Origin of the sequence: Thauera sp., assembly GCF_035444905.1 — a bacterium.
GTDB lineage: Bacteria > Pseudomonadota > Gammaproteobacteria > Burkholderiales > Rhodocyclaceae > Thauera.
The window spans coordinates 80612-98245 of the sequence record NZ_DAOMPS010000007.1 but is presented as its reverse complement, the minus strand read 5'-3'; the positions used below and the strand labels follow the sequence as shown (position 1 = coordinate 98245).

The following is a 17634-nucleotide window of genomic DNA, read 5'->3' as shown; positions in this document are numbered from 1 at the left end:
GCCGAGTCCCTTCAGTGCAGGACCCGATTCACGTCGTCGATGATCGGGCCGAGCGCGCCGGCGATGCGCTGGAACTGCGCCGCGTCGATCATGCTCCCCAGCACGGCCTGGAAGCGTTCGCCCTGCACGCCCGAGACGATGTACTGCCAGCGGTAGGCGCGCAGCACGGTGGCGTGCACCTGCGCCGCCTCTTCCGCGCTGTGACTGCGTCCGCTGGTGGCGATGAAGTACTCGGCGTCGGCGCGCGCCTGCGCCTGCAGGATGCCGTCGACCGCGGCCACCAGGCCGATGAGGTCATCGACGGCACGGTCGCGTTCCGCCGGGCTCAGGCCTGCGTCCTCGCGCACCCACTCGAGCTCGTCGAGGATGGCGTGCTGCGATTCCTCGCGCGCATGGTGCAGGAAGACGTCCTTCCACAGCTCGGACAGGTTGTCGTCCGGCTCGATGCTACTGTGGTAGTGCAGCAGCACGAAGATCTCGATGTGGCAGATCAGGCCGAGCACGGCCCATTTCGAGGCTGACAGCACCGCCCGTGCGACCTCGTTGGGGTCGGGCACGAAGACGTAGCCCGCGGGCATGCCTGCGGCGGCCATGCGCTCGAGGCGGCGGAACATCTCCTGGTGCTTGATCTCCTCGTCGGTGAAGCGCACCAGGGCCTCGAGTGCGACCTGGTCGCCGAACCAGTGGTCACGGCTCAGGTCGAGCACCTGGGCGCTGATGAAGCGCTCGACGAGGCCGAAGATGTTGGCGTAGGAGCGGCCCTGGATCTGGGACAGGAAGCGGCGCTCGGCCGGCAGCAGGAAGGGCAGCGCGTCGACGCGTGACAGGCCGTCGGGCAGGAACTTCTTGTTGAAGTCGAACTGGCGGCCGCGGATGACGTCGCGATCGATGTCGAAGCGCACGCGCTTCGAGACTTCGACAGCCTTGGCGTAACGCTGGGCGGGGTGCAGGGCGTGGAGGGTGACTTCCATGGTGATGCTCCTTGCGGGGTGGGGTGATGGCTTCAGTACAGCGGGGCGACGGAGTTCTTTGGGCCATGGCGGCGGCTGGGTTCGGCCAGTCCTTCGAGCTCGGCCGTCAGCGAGTCGATCTCGGCGCGGTGCACGCCAATGTCCTTCAGGGTGCGCTCGTCGAGCTCGGCGAGCAGGCGGCGCTGGGCGCGCAGGGCACGTGCGGCGCGGCGGCGCACCGCCGCTTCGCGCAGCGCCGTCGCAACGTAGCCGGCGAGCTGCACGATATCGTCGAGGGCGCGGCGGATGCGGCGGGCGGGCTTGCCTGGCAGCGTGGTCGATGCGTTCAGGCGGAGGTCGGTCAGGGCTTTCATGTTGCGGTCTCCTCGTGGGGCGGCGATGGCTCGGCGACGGCCGGCTGGCAGGCCGGGCCTGGTCGTCGATGGCTGCATGCTGGGGCGTCCGGGTATCGCGCTTCTTTCGCTTTCGCGCGTCGTGGTATCAGTTTGTATTCGGCCTGTTTCGCGGCCGATCACGCGCCCTGGCCACAGGAATCGGTCCTTGATCGGGGCGCGGGTGGCGTCCACACTGGGATCAGCACTGCGGCATGAGCGAGGAGGAATCGGGCATGGAAGCAATCGGCCGCGTCCTGCTGGTGGACGACGATCCCGATATCAGGGCAATGCTCTCGGAGTACCTGTCGACACATGGACTGGAGGTGGCGGCCGCCGACGGCGGCGCGGCCATGCTCGATGCCCTGGCGCAGGCGGTCCCGGATGTGGTGTTGCTGGACCTGCGCCTGCCCGGAGAGGACGGCCTGAGCCTGCTGCGCTACCTGCGCCAGCACCATGCGGTGGGGGTGCTGATCGTGACCGGCGCGGGCGAGGTGGTCGACCGGGTGGTCGGGCTGGAGATGGGCGCCGACGACTACATCGCCAAGCCCTTCGAGCCGCGCGAACTGCTCGCCCGGGTCAAGAGCGTGATGCGCAGGCTGGCCCCGGCCGCCGCCGCCGCGCCCGCAGTGGAGGCAGCGCGGCCGCCATCGGCCGTGCAGCGCGACGAGCCGATGGTCGCGGTCGGCGAATGCCGGCTCGACCTGCGCGCACACCGGCTGTTCGACGCCGCGGGCGAGGAGCTGATGCTCACCGCGATGGAGTTCGAACTGCTGAAGGCCTTCGTCGAGCGCCCCAATCAGGTGCTGTCGCGCGACCAGTTGCTGACCCTCACCCGCAACCGCGAGTGGGAGCCCTTCGACCGCTCGATCGACATCCGCATCGCCCGCCTGCGACGCAAGGTCGAACCCGACCCGGAGCGTCCGCGGCTGATCCGCACCGTGCGCGGCGCGGGCTACATGTACGTGCCGGCGTGAGGGGCGCACGGCGGTCGGTCGTGTAACCGGCGTGTTTCCGTGGTAACCCTGCGGTAACGGACAATGACGCATCGCGGCCGCCGGCTACATTGGAAGGAACAATCCAGGCGACGGGGCAGGCCATGAAACACAAGGATCGACGCCGCTCATCCCTGCGCGCGCGCCACGGGGTGCGGGCAGGGGGCGCAGCACAGGGCACGCCCGCGTTTGCGCGCGGCGACGCCACCGCCGGGCGCCTGCTGCAGGCCGAGCGCTCGCTGCGGGCCTCGGAGCTGCGACTGCGCCAGGTGCTTGACCAGAGCAAGGCGGTGGTGTTCTGGAAGGACCTCGACGGGCGCTACCTGTTCGTGAATCGCGAGTTCTGTCGCCTGGTGGCCAGGCCGGCCGAGCAGGTGATCGGCCGCTGTGACGCCGACGTGATGCCGCTCGAGGTGGCCGCGCGCCTGCGCGCCAACGACGGTCAGGTGGTGCAGTCGAGGCAGACCATCACCTTCGAGGAACAGGTCGTGTTCGGTGGCCGGCCGCGGACCTATCTGGTGGACAAGTTTCCCCTCCTCGATGCTGCCGGCGCGCCCTATGCGGTGTGCGGCATCGCCACCGACATCACGGCGCGCAAGCGGGTCGAGGAAGCCTTGCAGGGGGCCTCCCTCGCGGTTTCCGGGGCCGGCGGCGGCAGCATCTTTCAGGCGCTGGCGCGCTATCTGGCGACCATCATCCGCAGCGACTGGATCTTCATTGCGGTGCGCGACTCGGAGCGGGCCCACTGGATGCACGTCCTGGCGCTGTGGTGCGACGGCGAGCTGGCCGAGAACTTCGACTACGACGTGCGCGGCACGCCGTGCGAGACCGTGATCGGTCAGCAGTTCCGCGTCTACCCGCAGGGTCTGGGCGAGCATTTTCCGCTCGACGCGGACTTCGCCCAGTACGGCATGGAAAGCTACGCGGGCTATCCGCTGGCCGACACGCGTGGCGAGCCGCTGGGCCTGATCGCCGCGGTGTCGCGGCGGCCGATCTCCGACCCCGGCTTCGTCGAATCGGTGATGAAGATCTTTGCCGTGCGTGCCGCGGCGGAACTCGAGCGCGATCGCATGGATCGCGCCCTGCGCGCCTCCGAGGCGAGCTATCGCGCCATCTTCGAGGCCTCGGAGGACTGCATCTTCATCCACGACATCGACACTGGAGCGCTTGTGGACGTCAATCAGCGCGCCTGCACCGTGTACGGCTATGACCACGACACCTTGCTGGCGATGCGCGTCGGCGACCTCGGCCCGGGCGTGGAACCCTACACCGAGGCCGATGCGCGACGTCTGATGCAGCGTGCGCGCGATGGTGAGGTGGTGCGCGCGGAATGGCGCCGGCGCAATGCCGACGGCAGCCTGCATTGGGACGAGGTCTGCCTCAAGCGCATCTGCCTCGCCGGCGTGGATCGCATCCTGGCGGTGACGCGCGACATCACCGCGGCCAAGGAATCCGCCGAGGCGATCGCCCGCAGCGAGGCGCAACTGCGGCAGGCGCAGAAGATGGAAGCGATCGGCCATCTGGCCGGCGGCATCGCGCACGACTTCAACAACATCCTGACCAGCATCAATGGCTACCTGGCGCTGGCCGAGGACCGCCAGGCCGAACTCGGTGACGCCAGGCTCGGGCGCTACCTCGAGCAGGCGCGCCTGTCGACGCGGCGCGCGCGCGACCTCATCCGCCAGTTGCTGACCTTCAGTCGCGGTCAGCGCGGCATGCCGCGCCCGCTTGCGCTGCAGCCGCTGGTCGAGGAGCTGGCCTTCTTTCTCGCCCCGATGCTGCCGCCCACGGTGGCCTTCGAGGTGCAGCCGCCCGGCCTCGAGGCCAGCGTGATGGCCGATCCGGTGCAGCTCGAGCAGGTGCTGATGAACCTGTGCATCAACGCGCGCGATGCGGTCGAAGGGCGCGGCCGGATACGCATCGGCGTCGAAGCGGCGCCGCCGGGCGAGGCCGTGTGCGCGTCCTGTCGGGCGTCGATGGTGACGGACGGTCAGGTGGCGCTGGTGGTGGCCGACGATGGTCCGGGGATCCCGCCGGACACGCTGGAGCGGATGTTCGAGCCCTTCTTCAGCACCAAGCCGGTGGGCAAGGGCAGCGGCATGGGGCTGGCCACCGTGCATGGCATCGTGCACGAGCACGGCGGACACATCCTGATCGACACCGCAGCGGCTGCGGGGACGCGCTTTCGCGTGCTGCTGCCGATCCTGTCGCAGCCGGCCGCGCAGGCCGGCAGCCGTGGCCCGGAGCCTGATCGGCCAGTCCCGGTGCGGCTCGCGGGGCGCATCCTGCTGGCCGATGACGAGGACATGGTGCGCGGCTTTCTGCGCGAGCTGCTCGAGGGCTGGGGGCTCGCGGTCGAGGCGGCGACCGACGGCCGCGAAGGGCGCGCGCTGTTCGCGGCCGATCCGGCGGCCTTCGATGTCGTGCTCACCGACCTCACCATGCCGCACATGACCGGGCTCGAGCTTGCGCAGGAGATCCGGCGCCTGTCGCCGGCGACGCCGGTGCTGCTGTTCTCGGGCTATGCCGACGGCGTCGGCGCCGAGGCCTTGCACGGCGCCGGCGTGCTTGCCGTGTTGCCCAAGCCGGTCGAGCCGGCAAGCCTGTACGCGGCGCTGACACAGGCCCTCAGCCCGCGCCCGCCGGCCTGAGGACGGCTGCCGCGGCGGCGGCCGGGGTGGCCGGAGCGGACGACGGCGCGGACTGCTGCGTTGCGGGGCGCTCGATCAGTGGCAGGTGGATCGCCACGGCGAGCAGCGCCAGCGCGATATCGGCATGCCACATCCAGTCGTAGCTGCCGGTGACGGTCAGCACGATGCCGCCCAGCCAGACGCCGAGAAAGGCGCCGATCTGATGCACCAGCATCACCACGCCGACAAGCGTCGCCATATGACGCAGGCCGAACAGCTTGCCGACCAGACCGACCGTCGGCGGCAGGGTGGCCATGTAGGTGAGGCCCATCCAGGCGGCAAAGCCGAGCATGACCCACTCGGTCTTCGGCAGGGCGAGGAAGGTGGCGACGCCGAGCGCACGCAAGCCGTACAACACCATCAGCACACGCCGCATCGATCCGCGACGGATGGCGGCGCCGGCGAGGAGGCTGCCGATGACGTTGCACAAGCCGACAACGGCGATCCACCAGCCCGCCAGGCTCGCCGGCAGGCCGCAATCGGCGATCACGCCGGGCATGTGCGAGATCAGGAAGGAGACGTGAAAGCCGCACACGAAGAAGCCGCCGGTGACGAGCCAGAAGGCCGGACTCGTCAGGGCATCGCGCACCGGCATCGAGGCGCTTTCCTGGGCGGACAGGGCGGGTCTGCCGGCCGACTCTCTGAACATCAGCGCCAGCGGCAGGGCCAGTAGCGCGAGTGCGGCCAGACCGAGCATTGCCTGCTGCCAGCCGGCGGCCGTGATCATGCCCTGGCTGGTCGGCCCGAGCAGCAGCTGGCCGGCCGAGCCGCCGGCGCTGACGATGCCCACGGCGAGCCCGCGGCGCTCCGCGCTCACCCGCCGGCTGACCTCGCCCAGCAGCAGACCATTGCTCCCTGCCGCCGCGCCGGCGAAGGCGAGCAGCGCGAGGGCGAGCACCAGCTCTGCCGCGCTGCCGACGAAGGGCAGCAGGGCACTTCCGGTCGCCAGTCCCAGCCCGCCGACGGCGATGACGCGGGCACTGCCATGACGGTCGGCGATCAGGCCGACGAAGGGCTGGGCAACACCCCACAGCAACTGGTTCAAGGCGACCGCGAAGCTGATGGTCACCAGGCCGAGTCCGGTGGCGGCATTGAGCGGCGCGACGAACAGCCCGAACGACGAGCGCGAACCCATCGTGATCGCCATCAGCGCCGCCGCGGCAAGGGCGATGCTGAGACCGTGAAGGGGGCGTGAGGGATGCATGGCAGTCTCCGTGCTGTGGCGGGATCACGGAGCAGATGCTGGGGGCGGCGGGTATTCGCGGAATTTCGCAATGGCGCGCGAATGTTGCGGCTTTGTATCGGGGCGGGACCCGATTGTGCATCTCCACTTTTCATCGCCTGCCTGGCGCGCTAACGTTGCAGGCGTGCGTCCGGATGTTTCGAGGAGATGCGGCGATGGACAGGAGCGGGACCGACGACCCCTTTGGCCTGCGGGAGAGACCCGGCGTCTACGACACGGGGACCGGTGCGATCAAGATCATCGAGACCAACCGCGGTATCCCGGGGGTCGAGCGCGTGATCATTCGCAGCTACTGCGGCCGAACCCAGGACAACCGCGTGTTCTACCGCCTGAGCAGCGACCGCCGGCGGGTCTTCGATACCCTGGAGCAGGCACTCGCGGCGCGCGAGGTGCGACTGACCTGAGCCTGGCTGGAACAGCCGCCAGCTCGGTGCCCGGCGGCGGTCTCAGCCGGCCTCGGGCGGACGCGCCGGCAGCTCGGAGGGCGGCTGCGCTGCCAGGCAGTAGCGATTCTTGCCAAGCGCCTTGGCGGCATACATCGCCTTGTCGGCGGCGTGCACGAGCGCTTCCTCATCGTCGCCGTGTTGCGGAAAGAGGGCGACGCCGATGCTGGCCGAGACGACGACCCTGTGTTCGCCGATGGCGATGGGCTGCGAGATCGCGCTCAGGCAGCGCTCGAGCAGTGGCAGCAGATCCTCACCGACGTCGGCGGCGTCCTCGATGAGCAGGGCGAACTCGTCACCGCCGATGCGGGCGACGCTGTCCGCACCGCGCAGCGTCCGCCGCAGGCGCTCGCCGATTTCAATCAGCACGCGGTCGCCGGCGTCATGGCCGAGGCGATCGTTGATCGGCTTGAACGCGTCGAGATCGATGAAGCACACTGCGAGTCTCGCCCCGCCGCGGACGGCCCTGGCCAGGGCGTGGCGCAGGCGGTCGGAGAACAGTCGGCGGTTCGGCAACTGGGTCAGGGGGTCGAGATGGGCGAGGCTGTGCAGCGCACTCTCCTGTTCCTTCAGGCGCTGGATGTCCGTGTGCGTGCCGACCATGCGCAAGGGCTTGCCTGCGCGGTCACGTTCGACGATGCGGCCGCGGTCCAGTACCCAACGCCATGAACCATCGCGACGATGCAGGCGGTATTCGCATTCGTAATGGTCGATGTCGCCGTCGAGGTGACGGCGCAACGCCGCCTCGGCCCGAATGAGGTCCTCAGGATGGACGAAGCGCCGCCAGGTCTCGATCGTGGTCGGCAGCAGCTCGTCGAGGCGATGGCCGACAAAGTTCGCCCAGCGCTCGTTCATGCGTACCGTGGCGGTCGCGATGTCCCATTCCCAGGAACACGCGCCCGTGCCCCAGATGATGTTGTCGAGGCGCGTGCGTTCGCTCTCGAGCTCGGCCAGCGTCTGCGCCAGCGTCGTGAGGGTTTCACGGTTGCGCTTGTCGCTGAGCGAAAGTGCCTGCCGGGCTTGCTCGAGGGTCAGCTTTTCCGCCCGTAGGCGGACATTGATCCGCCCCAGCGCGAGCGCGAGCCCGGCGATGGCAATGATGCTCGCGCCGCCGAGCAGGATCGCCGTGCGGTGGCGCGCCCACACGTCTGCCAGACTGAAGGCGGGGGTGAGGTCGTAAGGCGGCAGGCGCAGGCTGCGCAGCAGGTTCTCGACCGGCGAGTAGTCGGCCGCCGGTTCGAAGCCGGCGATGCCGGCGGCGACTGCAGCCGCCTGGTCGGGCTCGAGCGTCATCAGGGCGGCAGCGATGCGGCGCGCGAGTTCGGGCTTCAGATGCGCGGCAGCGATGCGGCGCGCGAGTTCGGGCTTCAGATGCGCGGCAGCGAAAACCGGCCATTCCGGGTACAGGCGGGTCGACAATGCATAGGGATAGCTCGGCAGATCCTGTGCATTGAGGACCTTCAGTGCGCCCGCTTCCAGCCGGCCCTCGGCGATCAGCGCCTCGAGCAGGCCGCTGCGGGCGAAGCCGACGTCCGCCTCGCCTGCGAGGACGGCGTCGACGACCTGGTCGTGCGCGCCACCCACAAAGCGCACCGGCCCCAGTGCCTCGCGAGCGATGCCCTCCTGCGCAAGGCTCATCAACTGGGCCTGATAGCCGCCCAGCGAGGCCGGATGAACGGCCGCGATCCGCTTGCCGGGGAGCTGCGCGAGGCCGCCGATGTCATCGCGCGCGCTGCGGGCAAAGATGACGCCACCCGAGCCGATCATCCGCTTGCCCTGGTACTGGGGCACCCGCGTGGCCAGCAATGCGGTGAGCGGGTTGCGGTTGCGCAGCATGACGTAGTCGCTCGCCTCGGTGATCACCACATCCACGGTCTGGCGTGCCAATCGGTCGCGGATCTCGTCATGGGACAAGGCCACCAGCACGACCTGGGGGCCATTGAGCTTTTCCGTGAGGTAGTCGGCCAGGGGCTGCCACTGCTGCAAGCTGTGTTCGGGCGGGCGGTAGGTCGCGACCGCCAGCGCCAGCGTCTGCGCCGCGCTTGCCGTGCCCGCAGCCAGGCAGAACAGCAGGAGTATGGCAGCACGCAGAAGGCCGGCAGGGCCCGGCAGACAGGCAGGGCGCAGCACGGGTGCGCAGCCGGACCATCGGGGACTCATCGGGAAAGCTCCTCCGGGCGCGGCAGCAGGCGGTCATCGACGAGGCGGTCGAGCGCAGGGCGCCGTTCGAGGTGGCCCCACTCGAACATCAGCTGCGACAGGTTGTCGGCGACCTCGAGCAGGCGGCCATTGCGGCGCAGGAGGTGACCGTTCTCGTGCTCGTCGGGCAGCAGCAGTCCGCGGAAGCTCTGCAGGGCATTGGGGCCGCTTTCACCGAGCCGGGGTGCCAGGCGGTAGGCGGCGTCGGCCGGGTTGGAGCGCAGGTGATGGAGGGCGAGGAAGTGCCCCTTGATGAGGGCCTGGAGCGCACGGCGCTTGTGCGCGTACTCCAGCGCGCGCTCACTCACGGCGAGCACGTCGATGATCGTGCCGGGGAGCGCGGTGCTGTCGAAGAGCATCCGGCCGTGCGCGGCCAGCAACATGCCGACGACCGGCTCGAAGCTGACGATGGCGTCGACCTCGTCCCTTTCCCAGGCGGCGAGGTGCTGATCGACGGTCATCGGTACCACCTGCACATCCTGCGGCTTCAGTGCGACGCTGTTCAGGGCCGACTGCAGCATCAAGGCGCCGACCGCGGTGTTCTCCACGCCGACGCGCTTGCCGGCGAGCGCGCGCAGGTCCGCAACATGCGGCTTGGCGACAAGCGCGTCGGCGCCTGATGACAGGTTGAAGACGAGCACGACCTGCAGGCGGAAGCCCTGGGCGAGGAGGCTGAGTGTCTCGTCGAGGGTCAGCGCGGCGGCGTCGATCTCGCCCGCCGTGAGGCGCTGCATGGACTCGGTGGCCGAGGCCGTCTCGACCAGCCGCACCGCATCGGAGCCGATCCAGCCCTCGCGGGCGGCTAGGAACATCAGCGCGTAACCGGGCCAGGGATGGGCCGACACCGACAAGGGCTCGCGCTGCGAGCTACAGGAGAGCGCGGCGGGGAGAAGGAGCAGCGAAAGCAGGGTCCGCACGCTGTCGCGTCGGCTCATGGTCAGGTGCGACATGTGGAAGGGGTCGCGGTCTGGGCGACTGGTTATCCTCGATCCGAGCCGAAAGTCTAGATCGGGCGCCCCGCGGCCGTCAGTGAATTGGTGCGCGACTTTAAGGGGAAAGTGGCCGCTCGATCTTGATGGCCGTCAAGGGGGCTGGACCGTAGAGCGCGCCGCAGGCATGCCCGCTGTGGGCAACAAAAAAGCCAACCCCGGAGGATTGGCTTTTCTGATTTTTGGCTCCCCGACCTGGGCTCGAACCAGGGACCTACGGATTAACAGTCCGGCGCTCTACCGACTGAGCTATCGGGGAATTACCTTGTGCAGCTTGCGCTGCGAAAACACTTGTGCAGACTTTGCTGCCGCTTGCTGTTCCCTTGGGAAACATCAAGTTCTGAAACTTGGCTCCCCGACCTGGGCTCGAACCAGGGACCTACGGATTAACAGTCCGGCGCTCTACCGACTGAGCTATCGGGGAACAGAGGCGCGCATTCTAGGCAGTGGGCGCGCTTGCGTCAAGGCGAAGACGGCAATTTTTCGGGGATCGCCCTCTTCGTCTCGACGCGACCAGAGCATCAGCCCTTGACCACCTGCGCGATCGCCTTGGCGACGTAGCCGATGTTCTTGGAGTTGAGCGCAGCCAGGCAGATGCGGCCGGTCGACACGGCGTAGATGCCGAAATCCGATTTCAGCTGCTCGACCTGGGCGGCGGTGAGGCCGGTGTAGGAGAACATGCCGCGCTGCTTGATCACGAAAGAGAAGTCCTGCGCCACGCCCTCGGCCTTCAACTGCTCGACCAGGCCGGTGCGCATGGCGCGGATGCGCTCGCGCATGCCGCCGAGCTCGTCTTCCCACATCTGGCGCAGCTCGGCCGAGGACAGCACCGCGGCGACGATGGCGCCGCCGTGGATCGGCGGGTTGGAGTAGTTGGTGCGGATCACGCGCTTGACCTGCGACAGCACGCGGCCGGCTTCTTCCTTGCTGGCGGTGACGATGGACAGCGCGCCGACGCGCTCGCCATAGAGCGAGAAGCTCTTCGAGAACGAGCTCGACACGAAGAACTGCAGACCGCTGGCCGAAAGCGCGCGCACCGCCACGGCGTCGGCGTCGATGCCTTCGGCAAAGCCCTGGTAGGCCATGTCGAGGAAGGGGATCAGGCCACGCTCACGGCACACCGCGACCACCTCGTCCCACTGCGCGTCCGACAGGTCGGCGCCGGTCGGGTTGTGGCAGCAGGCGTGCAGCACGATGATCGAGCCGGGCTGCAGACTGTCGAGCTTGGCCTTCATGCCGGCGAAGTTCACGCCGCGGGTGGCGGCGTCGTAATAGGGGTAGTTCTCGACCGGGAAGCCGGCGGATTCGAACAGCGCGCGGTGGTTCTCCCAGCTCGGGTCGGAGATGTACACGGTGGCGCCAGGCAGCAGGCGCTTGAGGTAGTCGGCGCCAACCTTGAGCGCGCCGGTGCCGCCGAGGGCCTCGATGGTGACGGTCTGGCCGCTGGTGGCGAGCTGCGAGTCCTTGCCGAAGAGCAGGCCCTGCACCGCGTTGTTGTAGGCGGCGGGGCCTTCGATCGGCTGGTAGCCGCGCGGCGGCATGGCTTCGAGGCGGGCCTTCTCGGCGGCGCGCACGGCGCCCAGCAGCGGGATCTTGCCGTTGTCGTCGTAGTACACGCCGACGCCGAGGTTGACCTTCTCGGCGCGGGTGTCGGCGGCGAAGGCCTCGTTCAGGCCAAGGATCGGGTCACGGGGCGCCATCTCGACGGCGGCGAAGATCGAAGCGGACATGAGGACTCCAGTTGTTCCGGTAGGGCAGCAGTGGAAGCGCATGGCAGGAACGGCGGTGCGCCGTGCCTTGTCACGCGATTTGGGAAATAATCGGTGTTTTCGTCCGATGCCGCCGGGTGGCGATGCACCGGAATGGAGCGGGAATTTTAGCATGACGAGTCAAGGCAATAGCGGCGGAAACGACGCAGCGCAGCAAGGCGGGACGGTGCTCAGTTTCGAAGGCAGCCCCTTCCGCCTGCACCAGCCCTTTCCGCCCGCCGGCGACCAGCCCGAGGCGATCCGCCTGCTGTGCGAGGGGGTGGAGGACGGCCTGATGTACCAGACCCTGCTCGGCGTGACTGGCTCGGGCAAGACCTACACCATGGCCAACGTGATCGCCCGCATGGGCCGCCCGGCGCTGGTGCTGGCGCCCAACAAGACGCTGGCGGCGCAGCTGTACGCCGAGTTCAAGGAGTTCCTGCCCGAGAACGCGGTCGAGTACTTCGTCAGCTACTACGACTACTACCAGCCCGAGGCCTACGTGCCCTCGCGCGACCTCTTCATCGAGAAGGACTCGTCGATCAACGAGCACATCGAGCAGATGCGACTGTCGGCGACCAAGAGCCTGATGGAGCGACGCGACGTGGTGATCGTGGCGACGGTGTCGTGCATCTACGGCATCGGCGACCCGGTGGATTACCACGCGATGATCCTGCACCTGCGCGAGGGCGAGCGCATGGCGCACCGCGACCTCATCCAGCGCCTGGTGGCGATGCAATACACCCGCGCCGACATCGACTTCCGCCGCGGCACCTTCCGCGTGCGCGGCGACGTCATCGACGTGTTCCCGGCAGAAAACGCCGAGCTGGCGGTGCGCATCGAGATGTTTGACGACGAGATCGAGCACCTGACCCTGTTCGATCCGCTCACCGGCCATCTCAAGCACAAGCTGGCGCGCTTCACCGTGTATCCGTCCAGCCACTACGTGACCCCGCGCGCCACCGTGCTGCAGGCGATCGAGGCGATCAAGGAAGAGCTGAAGGAGCGCGTTGCCTACTTCCAGCGCGAGGGCAAGCTGGTGGAGGCGCAGCGCATCGAGCAGCGCACCCGCTTCGATCTCGAGATGCTCAACGAGATGGGCTTCTGCAAGGGCATCGAGAACTACTCGCGGCATCTATCGGGCCGCGGCCCGGGCGAGCCGCCGCCGACGCTGATCGACTACCTGCCGCAGGACGCGCTGCTGTTCATCGACGAGTCCCACGTCGCCATCGGCCAGGTCGGCGGCATGTACAAGGGCGACCGCTCGCGCAAGGAGAACCTGGTCGGCTACGGCTTTCGCCTGCCCTCGGCGCTCGACAACCGGCCGCTGAAGTTCGACGAGTTCGAGCGCCTGATGCCCCAGACCATCTTCGTCTCCGCCACGCCGGCGAAGTACGAAGAGGAGCACCAGGGCCAGGTGGTGGAGCAGGTGGTACGCCCAACCGGCCTGATCGATCCGATGGTCGAGGTGCGTCCGGCAATGACGCAGGTGGACGACCTGCTCGGCGAGATCAAGAAGCGCCTGGCGGTCAATGAGCGTGTGCTGGTCACGGTGCTGACCAAGCGCATGGCCGAGGACCTGACCGACTACCTCGCCGACAACGGCATCCGCGTGCGCTACCTGCACTCGGACATCGACACCGTGGAGCGGGTGGAGATCATCCGCGATCTGCGCCTGGGCGAGTTCGACGTGCTGGTGGGCATCAACCTGCTGCGCGAGGGCCTGGACATTCCCGAGGTGTCGCTGGTGACGATCCTCGACGCGGACAAGGAGGGCTTCCTGCGCTCCGAGCGTTCGCTGATCCAGACCATCGGCCGCGCCGCGCGCCACCTGCACGGCACCGCGATCCTCTACGCCGACCGCATCACCGATTCGATGAAGGCGGCGATCGGCGAGACCGAGCGCCGGCGGCACAAGCAGATCGCCTTCAACGAGGCCAACGGCATCGTGCCCAAATCGGTGACAAAGCGGATCAAGGACATTATCGATGGGGTCTATGATTCGGATGGGGCCAGGCGTGATGCCGCGCGCGTGGCAGATAAGGGCAGCGACTACGCGGTAATGGACGAGAAGGCGCTGGCGCGGGCGATCAAGCGCCTGGAAAAGGACATGCAGGAACACGCCCGCAACCTGGAGTTCGAGAAGGCCGCTGCAGCGCGCGACGAGCTCTTCAAGTTGCGCAAGCGTGCGTTTGGCGCAGACCAGCACGGCAGCGTTTGAGAGGTCGAGAAGAGGAGACAACAATGACCCGGATTCTCTTTGTGTGTACGGGAAACATCTGCCGCTCGCCCACTGCCGAGGGGGTGGCGCGGCATTTCATCGAGACCAGTGGGCTGGGGGGGCGGGTCGAGGTCGACTCCGCCGGCACGCACGGTTATCACGTTGGCGAGGCGCCCGACCCGCGCACGCAGAAGGCGGCCAAGCAGCGTGGCTACGACCTGTCGGCACTGCGCGCGCGCAAGCTGGAGTTGCGCGATTTCCAGGAGTTCGACCTGCTGCTGGCGATGGATCGCGGTCATCTCGACATCATGCAGCGCAAGTGCCCCGAGGTTTATCAGCCCCGGCTGGGGCTGTTCATGGCCTTCGCCGGTGAGGGTCGCCTGGCCGACGAGGTGCCCGATCCCTATTACGGTGGGCCCAGAGGCTTCGACGTGGTGCTCGACATGTGCGAGGACGCGGTGCGCGGCCTGCTCGATTCGGTGTCGTCGCGAGTCTGAGGGCGGCCTGCCGCCGCACGCGCCGCAGGCAGGAGCAGGGACAGCAAAAAGGCCATCCGCTGGATGGCCTTTTTGCTGGTGGGGCGTCCTGCAGCGACGCTTACTTGTGCGTCTCGACCTGCTGCAGGGGTTCGTCCACGACCACCGGCGCGGGGCGCGGCTTGCGGCCGAGGCGGACCGGGGGCTCGACGGCACCGCTGCCGAACTGCGACAGCTTGGTGGGGTCGGTCTCGATCTTGATCAGCCCGCTGTCGCCAGCCGCGGACGGCAGTGTGATCGGCGCGGAGGCGTCCGTGTCGCGACGCCCTTCCTCGGCGACCGCCTCCGGGGCGACGACGCCGGCCTCGGCTGCGACCAAGGTGGCCGGCTTGCTCTCGACCGCAAGCGCCTCGGCCTCGGCGCTGGCAGGGGCAGCAGGCGCCGCCGCCTGTTCCACGACCTGCTCGGTGGCGACGGCAGGTGCGCTGGACGTGGTGGCCGCCTGCTCGATCGTGCCTGCTGGCTCGGTTGAATCAAGTGCGGCAGCTTCGGCCTCGGGGCTGCTGATCGATTCGCTCCCTGCGTCGCTGAGTACGGCGGGCTCGACGCGGACAGGGAGGGGCGCGAGCTCGGCGGCGCTGGCGAGGACGGTGTCCTCGATCGTGACCGGCTCGGAGGCCGGCACCGGCAGTTCGGCCGCGGATTCGGCCACACTGGCCGCCGTCGCCTCGACGGCCTCTGCGGCCTCTGCGGACGCGGCAATCGCCGGGGCAGCGGGCTGCTGATCTGCTGCGCCGGCGGTGGACGCGGTGGCCTCGTGCTGCTCGGCAACCGGGACTTCGCTTGGCGCTGCAGCCACGGGCACGCTGGTGGCTGCGTCGCTCATGAGCTCGGGCTGTTCCGCCTGCGCGGTGGCGCCGGCATCGCTGGCTTCCGCGCTCTCGACGCCCTCGGTGGCGGCCTGCGGCTCACCGGAACGGCGACCGCGACCGCGACCGCGACGGCGGCGCTTCTCGGCCGGCGCACCTTCTTCGGAACCCGGCTCGGTTGCAGGCGCTTCGCTTGCGGACAAATCGGCCTCAGACAGGGCCGCGTCCGCCACCGGGGCAAGGGCGGCCACTGCGGCCACGCCCTTCAGTTGCTCCTCCTCGGTATCGGGGCTGCGCAGCTCGGGGGCCTTGTCGGCGCGCTCGCCGGCCTCTTCGCCGCGGCTGCCACGCTGGCCACGATTGCGGCCGCGGCCACCTTCGGTGCGCTCGGTGCGCTCGCCCCGTTCGGCCTTGTCGGCGGGGGCCGCATTGCGCTGGGGCTTGTCGCCGACTTCGGTGCGTTCGCCGCGTTCGCTGCGTTCGGGCCGGGCAGTGCGCGTGCCTTCGCCGTCACGCTCGCTGCGGCGCCCGCGGTTGCCATTGCCGCGACGGCCGTCGGCGCTGCGCTCGCCACGCGGGCGCGGCTCGCGCTTGGGCGCGGCTTCGACAGCCGGGGCCGGCTCGGCGGCCGGTGCAGGCTTGCTACCGGAGAACCAGCCCATGATGCGTGCGAGCAGGCCCTTCGGCTCGGGCACCGCGGGTGCAGCAGCGGCAGGCTGCTCGGCCACGGGCGCGGCCACCGGCGCCGGCTGCGCGGGCGAGATGCCCTTCACCGCGGCTTCGGGGCGAGCGGGGCGCTCGTTGCCCTTGGACGGCAGGCGGGCGTCTTCCTCGGCGGGCTTCTGCACCATCTGGTAGCTCGCGAGCGCGATGTCCTCGGCGTTGAGCTGGTCATGGCGCAGGCGGATGATCTCGTGCGCCGGGGTCTCGAGATGACGGTTCGGCACGATGATGAGCTGCACCTTGTGGCGCATCTCGATGCGGGCGATATCGACGCGCTTCTCGTTGAGCAGGAAGGTGGCGACATCGACCGGCACCTGCAGGTGCACCGCGCCGGTGTTGTCCTTCATCGCCTCTTCCTCGAGGATGCGGACGATGTGCAGCGCGGACGATTCGGTGCTGCGGATGTGGCCGGTGCCGTTGCAGCGCGGGCAGGTGATGTAGCTCGTTTCGGCCAGCGCCGGGCGCAGGCGCTGGCGCGACAGCTCGAGCAGGCCGAAGCGGCTGATCTTGCCGGTCTGCACGCGGGCGCGGTCGTGGCGCAGCGCGTCACGCAGGCGGTTTTCCACCTCGCGCTGGTTCTTGGCCGACTCCATGTCGATGAAGTCGATGACGATCAGGCCGCCGAGGTCGCGCAGGCGCAACTGGCGTGCGATCTCGTCGGCCGCCTCGCAGTTGGTGCGGAAGGCGGTTTCCTCGATGTCCGAGCCCTTGGTGGCGCGGCCCGAGTTGACGTCGATCGAGACCAGCGCTTCGGTGTGGTCGATGACCACGGCGCCGCCCGAGGGCAGATTGACCTGGCGCGAATAGGCCGACTCGATCTGGTGCTCGATCTGGAAGCGCGAGAACAGCGGCACGTCGTCGCTGTAGCGCTTCACGCGCGACACGTTGCCGGGCATCACGTGCGCCATGAACTGCGTGGCCTGCTCGAAGATGTCGTCGGTGTCGATCAGGATCTCGCCGATGTCGGGCTGGAAGTAGTCGCGGATCGCGCGGATCACGAGGCTGCCTTCCTGGTAGATCAGGAAGGCGCCCTTCTGGCTCTGGGCCGCCCCCTCGATCGCGCGCCACAGCTGCATCAGGTAGTTGAGGTCCCACTGCAGCTCTTCGGCGCTGCGGCCGATGGCAGCGGTGCGGGCGATCAGGCTCATGCCGCCCGGCACTTCGAGCTGGTCCATGTTCTCGCGCAGCTCGGCGCGTTCGTCGCCCTCGATGCGGCGCGACACGCCGCCGCCGCGCGGGTTGTTGGGCATCAGAACCAGATAGCGGCCGGCGAGCGAGATGTAGGTGGTGAGCGCGGCGCCCTTGTTGCCGCGCTCGTCCTTCTCGACCTGGACGATCAGCTCCTGGCCTTCGCGCAGGGCTTCCTTGATCGACGCCTTGTTCGCATCGACGCCGGGCTGGAAGTAGGAACGGGAGATTTCCTTGAACGGCAGGAAGCCATGGCGCTCGGCGCCATAGTCGACAAAAGCCGCTTCGAGGCTGGGCTCGATACGGGTGATGACCGCCTTGTAGATGTTGCTCTTGCGTTCTTCTTTTGCGGCCGATTCGATATCGAGGTCGATCAGTTTCTGACCGTCCACGATTGCGACGCGCAGTTCTTCGGCCTGCGTCGCATTGAAAAGCATGCGCTTCATTTGGATCGTTCTCCCGCGCAGAACACACGGGCAGGACGAACGGCGCGCACCATCGCGCTTTC

General features: G+C 68.5%; 12 protein-coding genes and 2 tRNA genes. 5 read left to right on the top strand and 9 right to left on the bottom strand.

Going from position 1 to position 17634, the window contains the following annotated elements; translation table 11 throughout:
* Positions 1-11 precede the first annotated feature (11 nt).
* Positions 12-971, bottom strand: coding sequence for a hypothetical protein (locus tag PLC66_RS05350; protein ID WP_324538205.1), 960 nt, complete (start codon positions 969-971; stop codon positions 12-14).
* Between the two features lie 32 nt (positions 972-1003).
* On the bottom strand, positions 1004-1324 hold the full coding sequence (locus PLC66_RS05345; protein WP_324538204.1) for a YjiS-like domain-containing protein: 321 nt from the start codon (positions 1322-1324) through the stop codon (positions 1004-1006).
* Between the two features lie 233 nt (positions 1325-1557).
* Here PLC66_RS05345 and PLC66_RS05340 point away from each other — a divergent pair, with 233 nt between their 5' ends.
* Both PLC66_RS05340 and PLC66_RS05335 read left to right on the top strand, forming a co-directional pair.
* A complete protein-coding gene (locus PLC66_RS05340; RefSeq protein WP_324538203.1) occupies positions 1558-2319 on the top strand; it encodes a response regulator in 762 nt (253 codons plus the stop codon).
* A 122-nt stretch (positions 2320-2441) separates the two neighbouring features.
* Positions 2442-4988 carry a hybrid sensor histidine kinase/response regulator gene (locus tag PLC66_RS05335; RefSeq protein WP_324538202.1) on the top strand — a complete coding sequence of 849 codons (2547 nt, stop codon included), beginning with the start codon at positions 2442-2444 and terminating at the stop codon, positions 4986-4988.
* Here the strand turns inward: PLC66_RS05335 and PLC66_RS05330 are convergent.
* The gene (locus PLC66_RS05330; RefSeq protein WP_324538201.1) at positions 4966-6231 is read right to left on the bottom strand and encodes an MFS transporter; all 1266 of its coding nucleotides are present in this window, start codon (positions 6229-6231) and stop codon (positions 4966-4968) included. The two genes, PLC66_RS05335 and PLC66_RS05330, sit on opposite strands and share 23 nt — an antisense overlap.
* A 194-nt stretch (positions 6232-6425) precedes the next feature.
* Here PLC66_RS05330 and PLC66_RS05325 point away from each other — a divergent pair, with 194 nt between their 5' ends.
* Entirely contained in the window at positions 6426-6674 is a 249-nt protein-coding gene (locus PLC66_RS05325) for a hypothetical protein (protein WP_324538200.1), read from the top strand.
* A gap of 42 nt (positions 6675-6716) precedes the next feature.
* Here the strand turns inward: PLC66_RS05325 and PLC66_RS05320 are convergent, their stop codons facing one another.
* The 5 genes from PLC66_RS05320 to PLC66_RS05300 all read right to left on the bottom strand — a co-directional run bounded on the left by PLC66_RS05320 (position 6717) and on the right by PLC66_RS05300 (position 11631).
* Positions 6717-8873, bottom strand: a complete 2157-nt coding sequence (locus PLC66_RS05320; RefSeq protein ID WP_324538199.1) for a diguanylate cyclase domain-containing protein — start codon at positions 8871-8873, stop codon at positions 6717-6719.
* Positions 8870-9862 carry an ABC transporter substrate-binding protein gene (locus PLC66_RS05315; protein ID WP_324538198.1) on the bottom strand — a complete coding sequence of 331 codons (993 nt, stop codon included), beginning with the start codon at positions 9860-9862 and terminating at the stop codon, positions 8870-8872. Before PLC66_RS05315 ends, PLC66_RS05320 begins: the two co-directional genes overlap by 4 nt.
* A 222-nt stretch (positions 9863-10084) precedes the next feature.
* Positions 10085-10160 (bottom strand) — tRNA-Asn (locus tag PLC66_RS05310).
* An 89-nt stretch (positions 10161-10249) separates the two neighbouring features.
* Positions 10250-10325 (bottom strand) — tRNA-Asn (locus PLC66_RS05305).
* A gap of 97 nt (positions 10326-10422) precedes the next feature.
* The gene (locus tag PLC66_RS05300) at positions 10423-11631 is read right to left on the bottom strand and encodes an amino acid aminotransferase (RefSeq protein ID WP_324538197.1); all 1209 of its coding nucleotides are present in this window, start codon (positions 11629-11631) and stop codon (positions 10423-10425) included.
* A 151-nt stretch (positions 11632-11782) separates the two neighbouring features.
* Between PLC66_RS05300 and uvrB the strand changes: the two genes are divergently transcribed.
* Together uvrB and PLC66_RS05290 are read left to right on the top strand one after the other, a co-directional pair.
* A complete protein-coding gene (gene uvrB / locus PLC66_RS05295; RefSeq protein ID WP_324538196.1) occupies positions 11783-13870 on the top strand; it encodes an excinuclease ABC subunit UvrB in 2088 nt (695 codons plus the stop codon).
* Between the two features lie 23 nt (positions 13871-13893).
* Positions 13894-14367: a low molecular weight protein-tyrosine-phosphatase gene (locus PLC66_RS05290; protein WP_324538195.1), complete on the top strand. Its 474-nt coding sequence runs from the start codon at positions 13894-13896 to the stop codon at positions 14365-14367.
* A gap of 100 nt (positions 14368-14467) precedes the next feature.
* On the opposite strand, the gene PLC66_RS05285 is transcribed toward PLC66_RS05290, so the two are convergent.
* Positions 14468-17572 carry an Rne/Rng family ribonuclease gene (locus tag PLC66_RS05285; protein ID WP_324538194.1) on the bottom strand — a complete coding sequence of 1035 codons (3105 nt, stop codon included), beginning with the start codon at positions 17570-17572 and terminating at the stop codon, positions 14468-14470.
* Between the last annotated feature and the right edge of the window lie 62 nt (positions 17573-17634).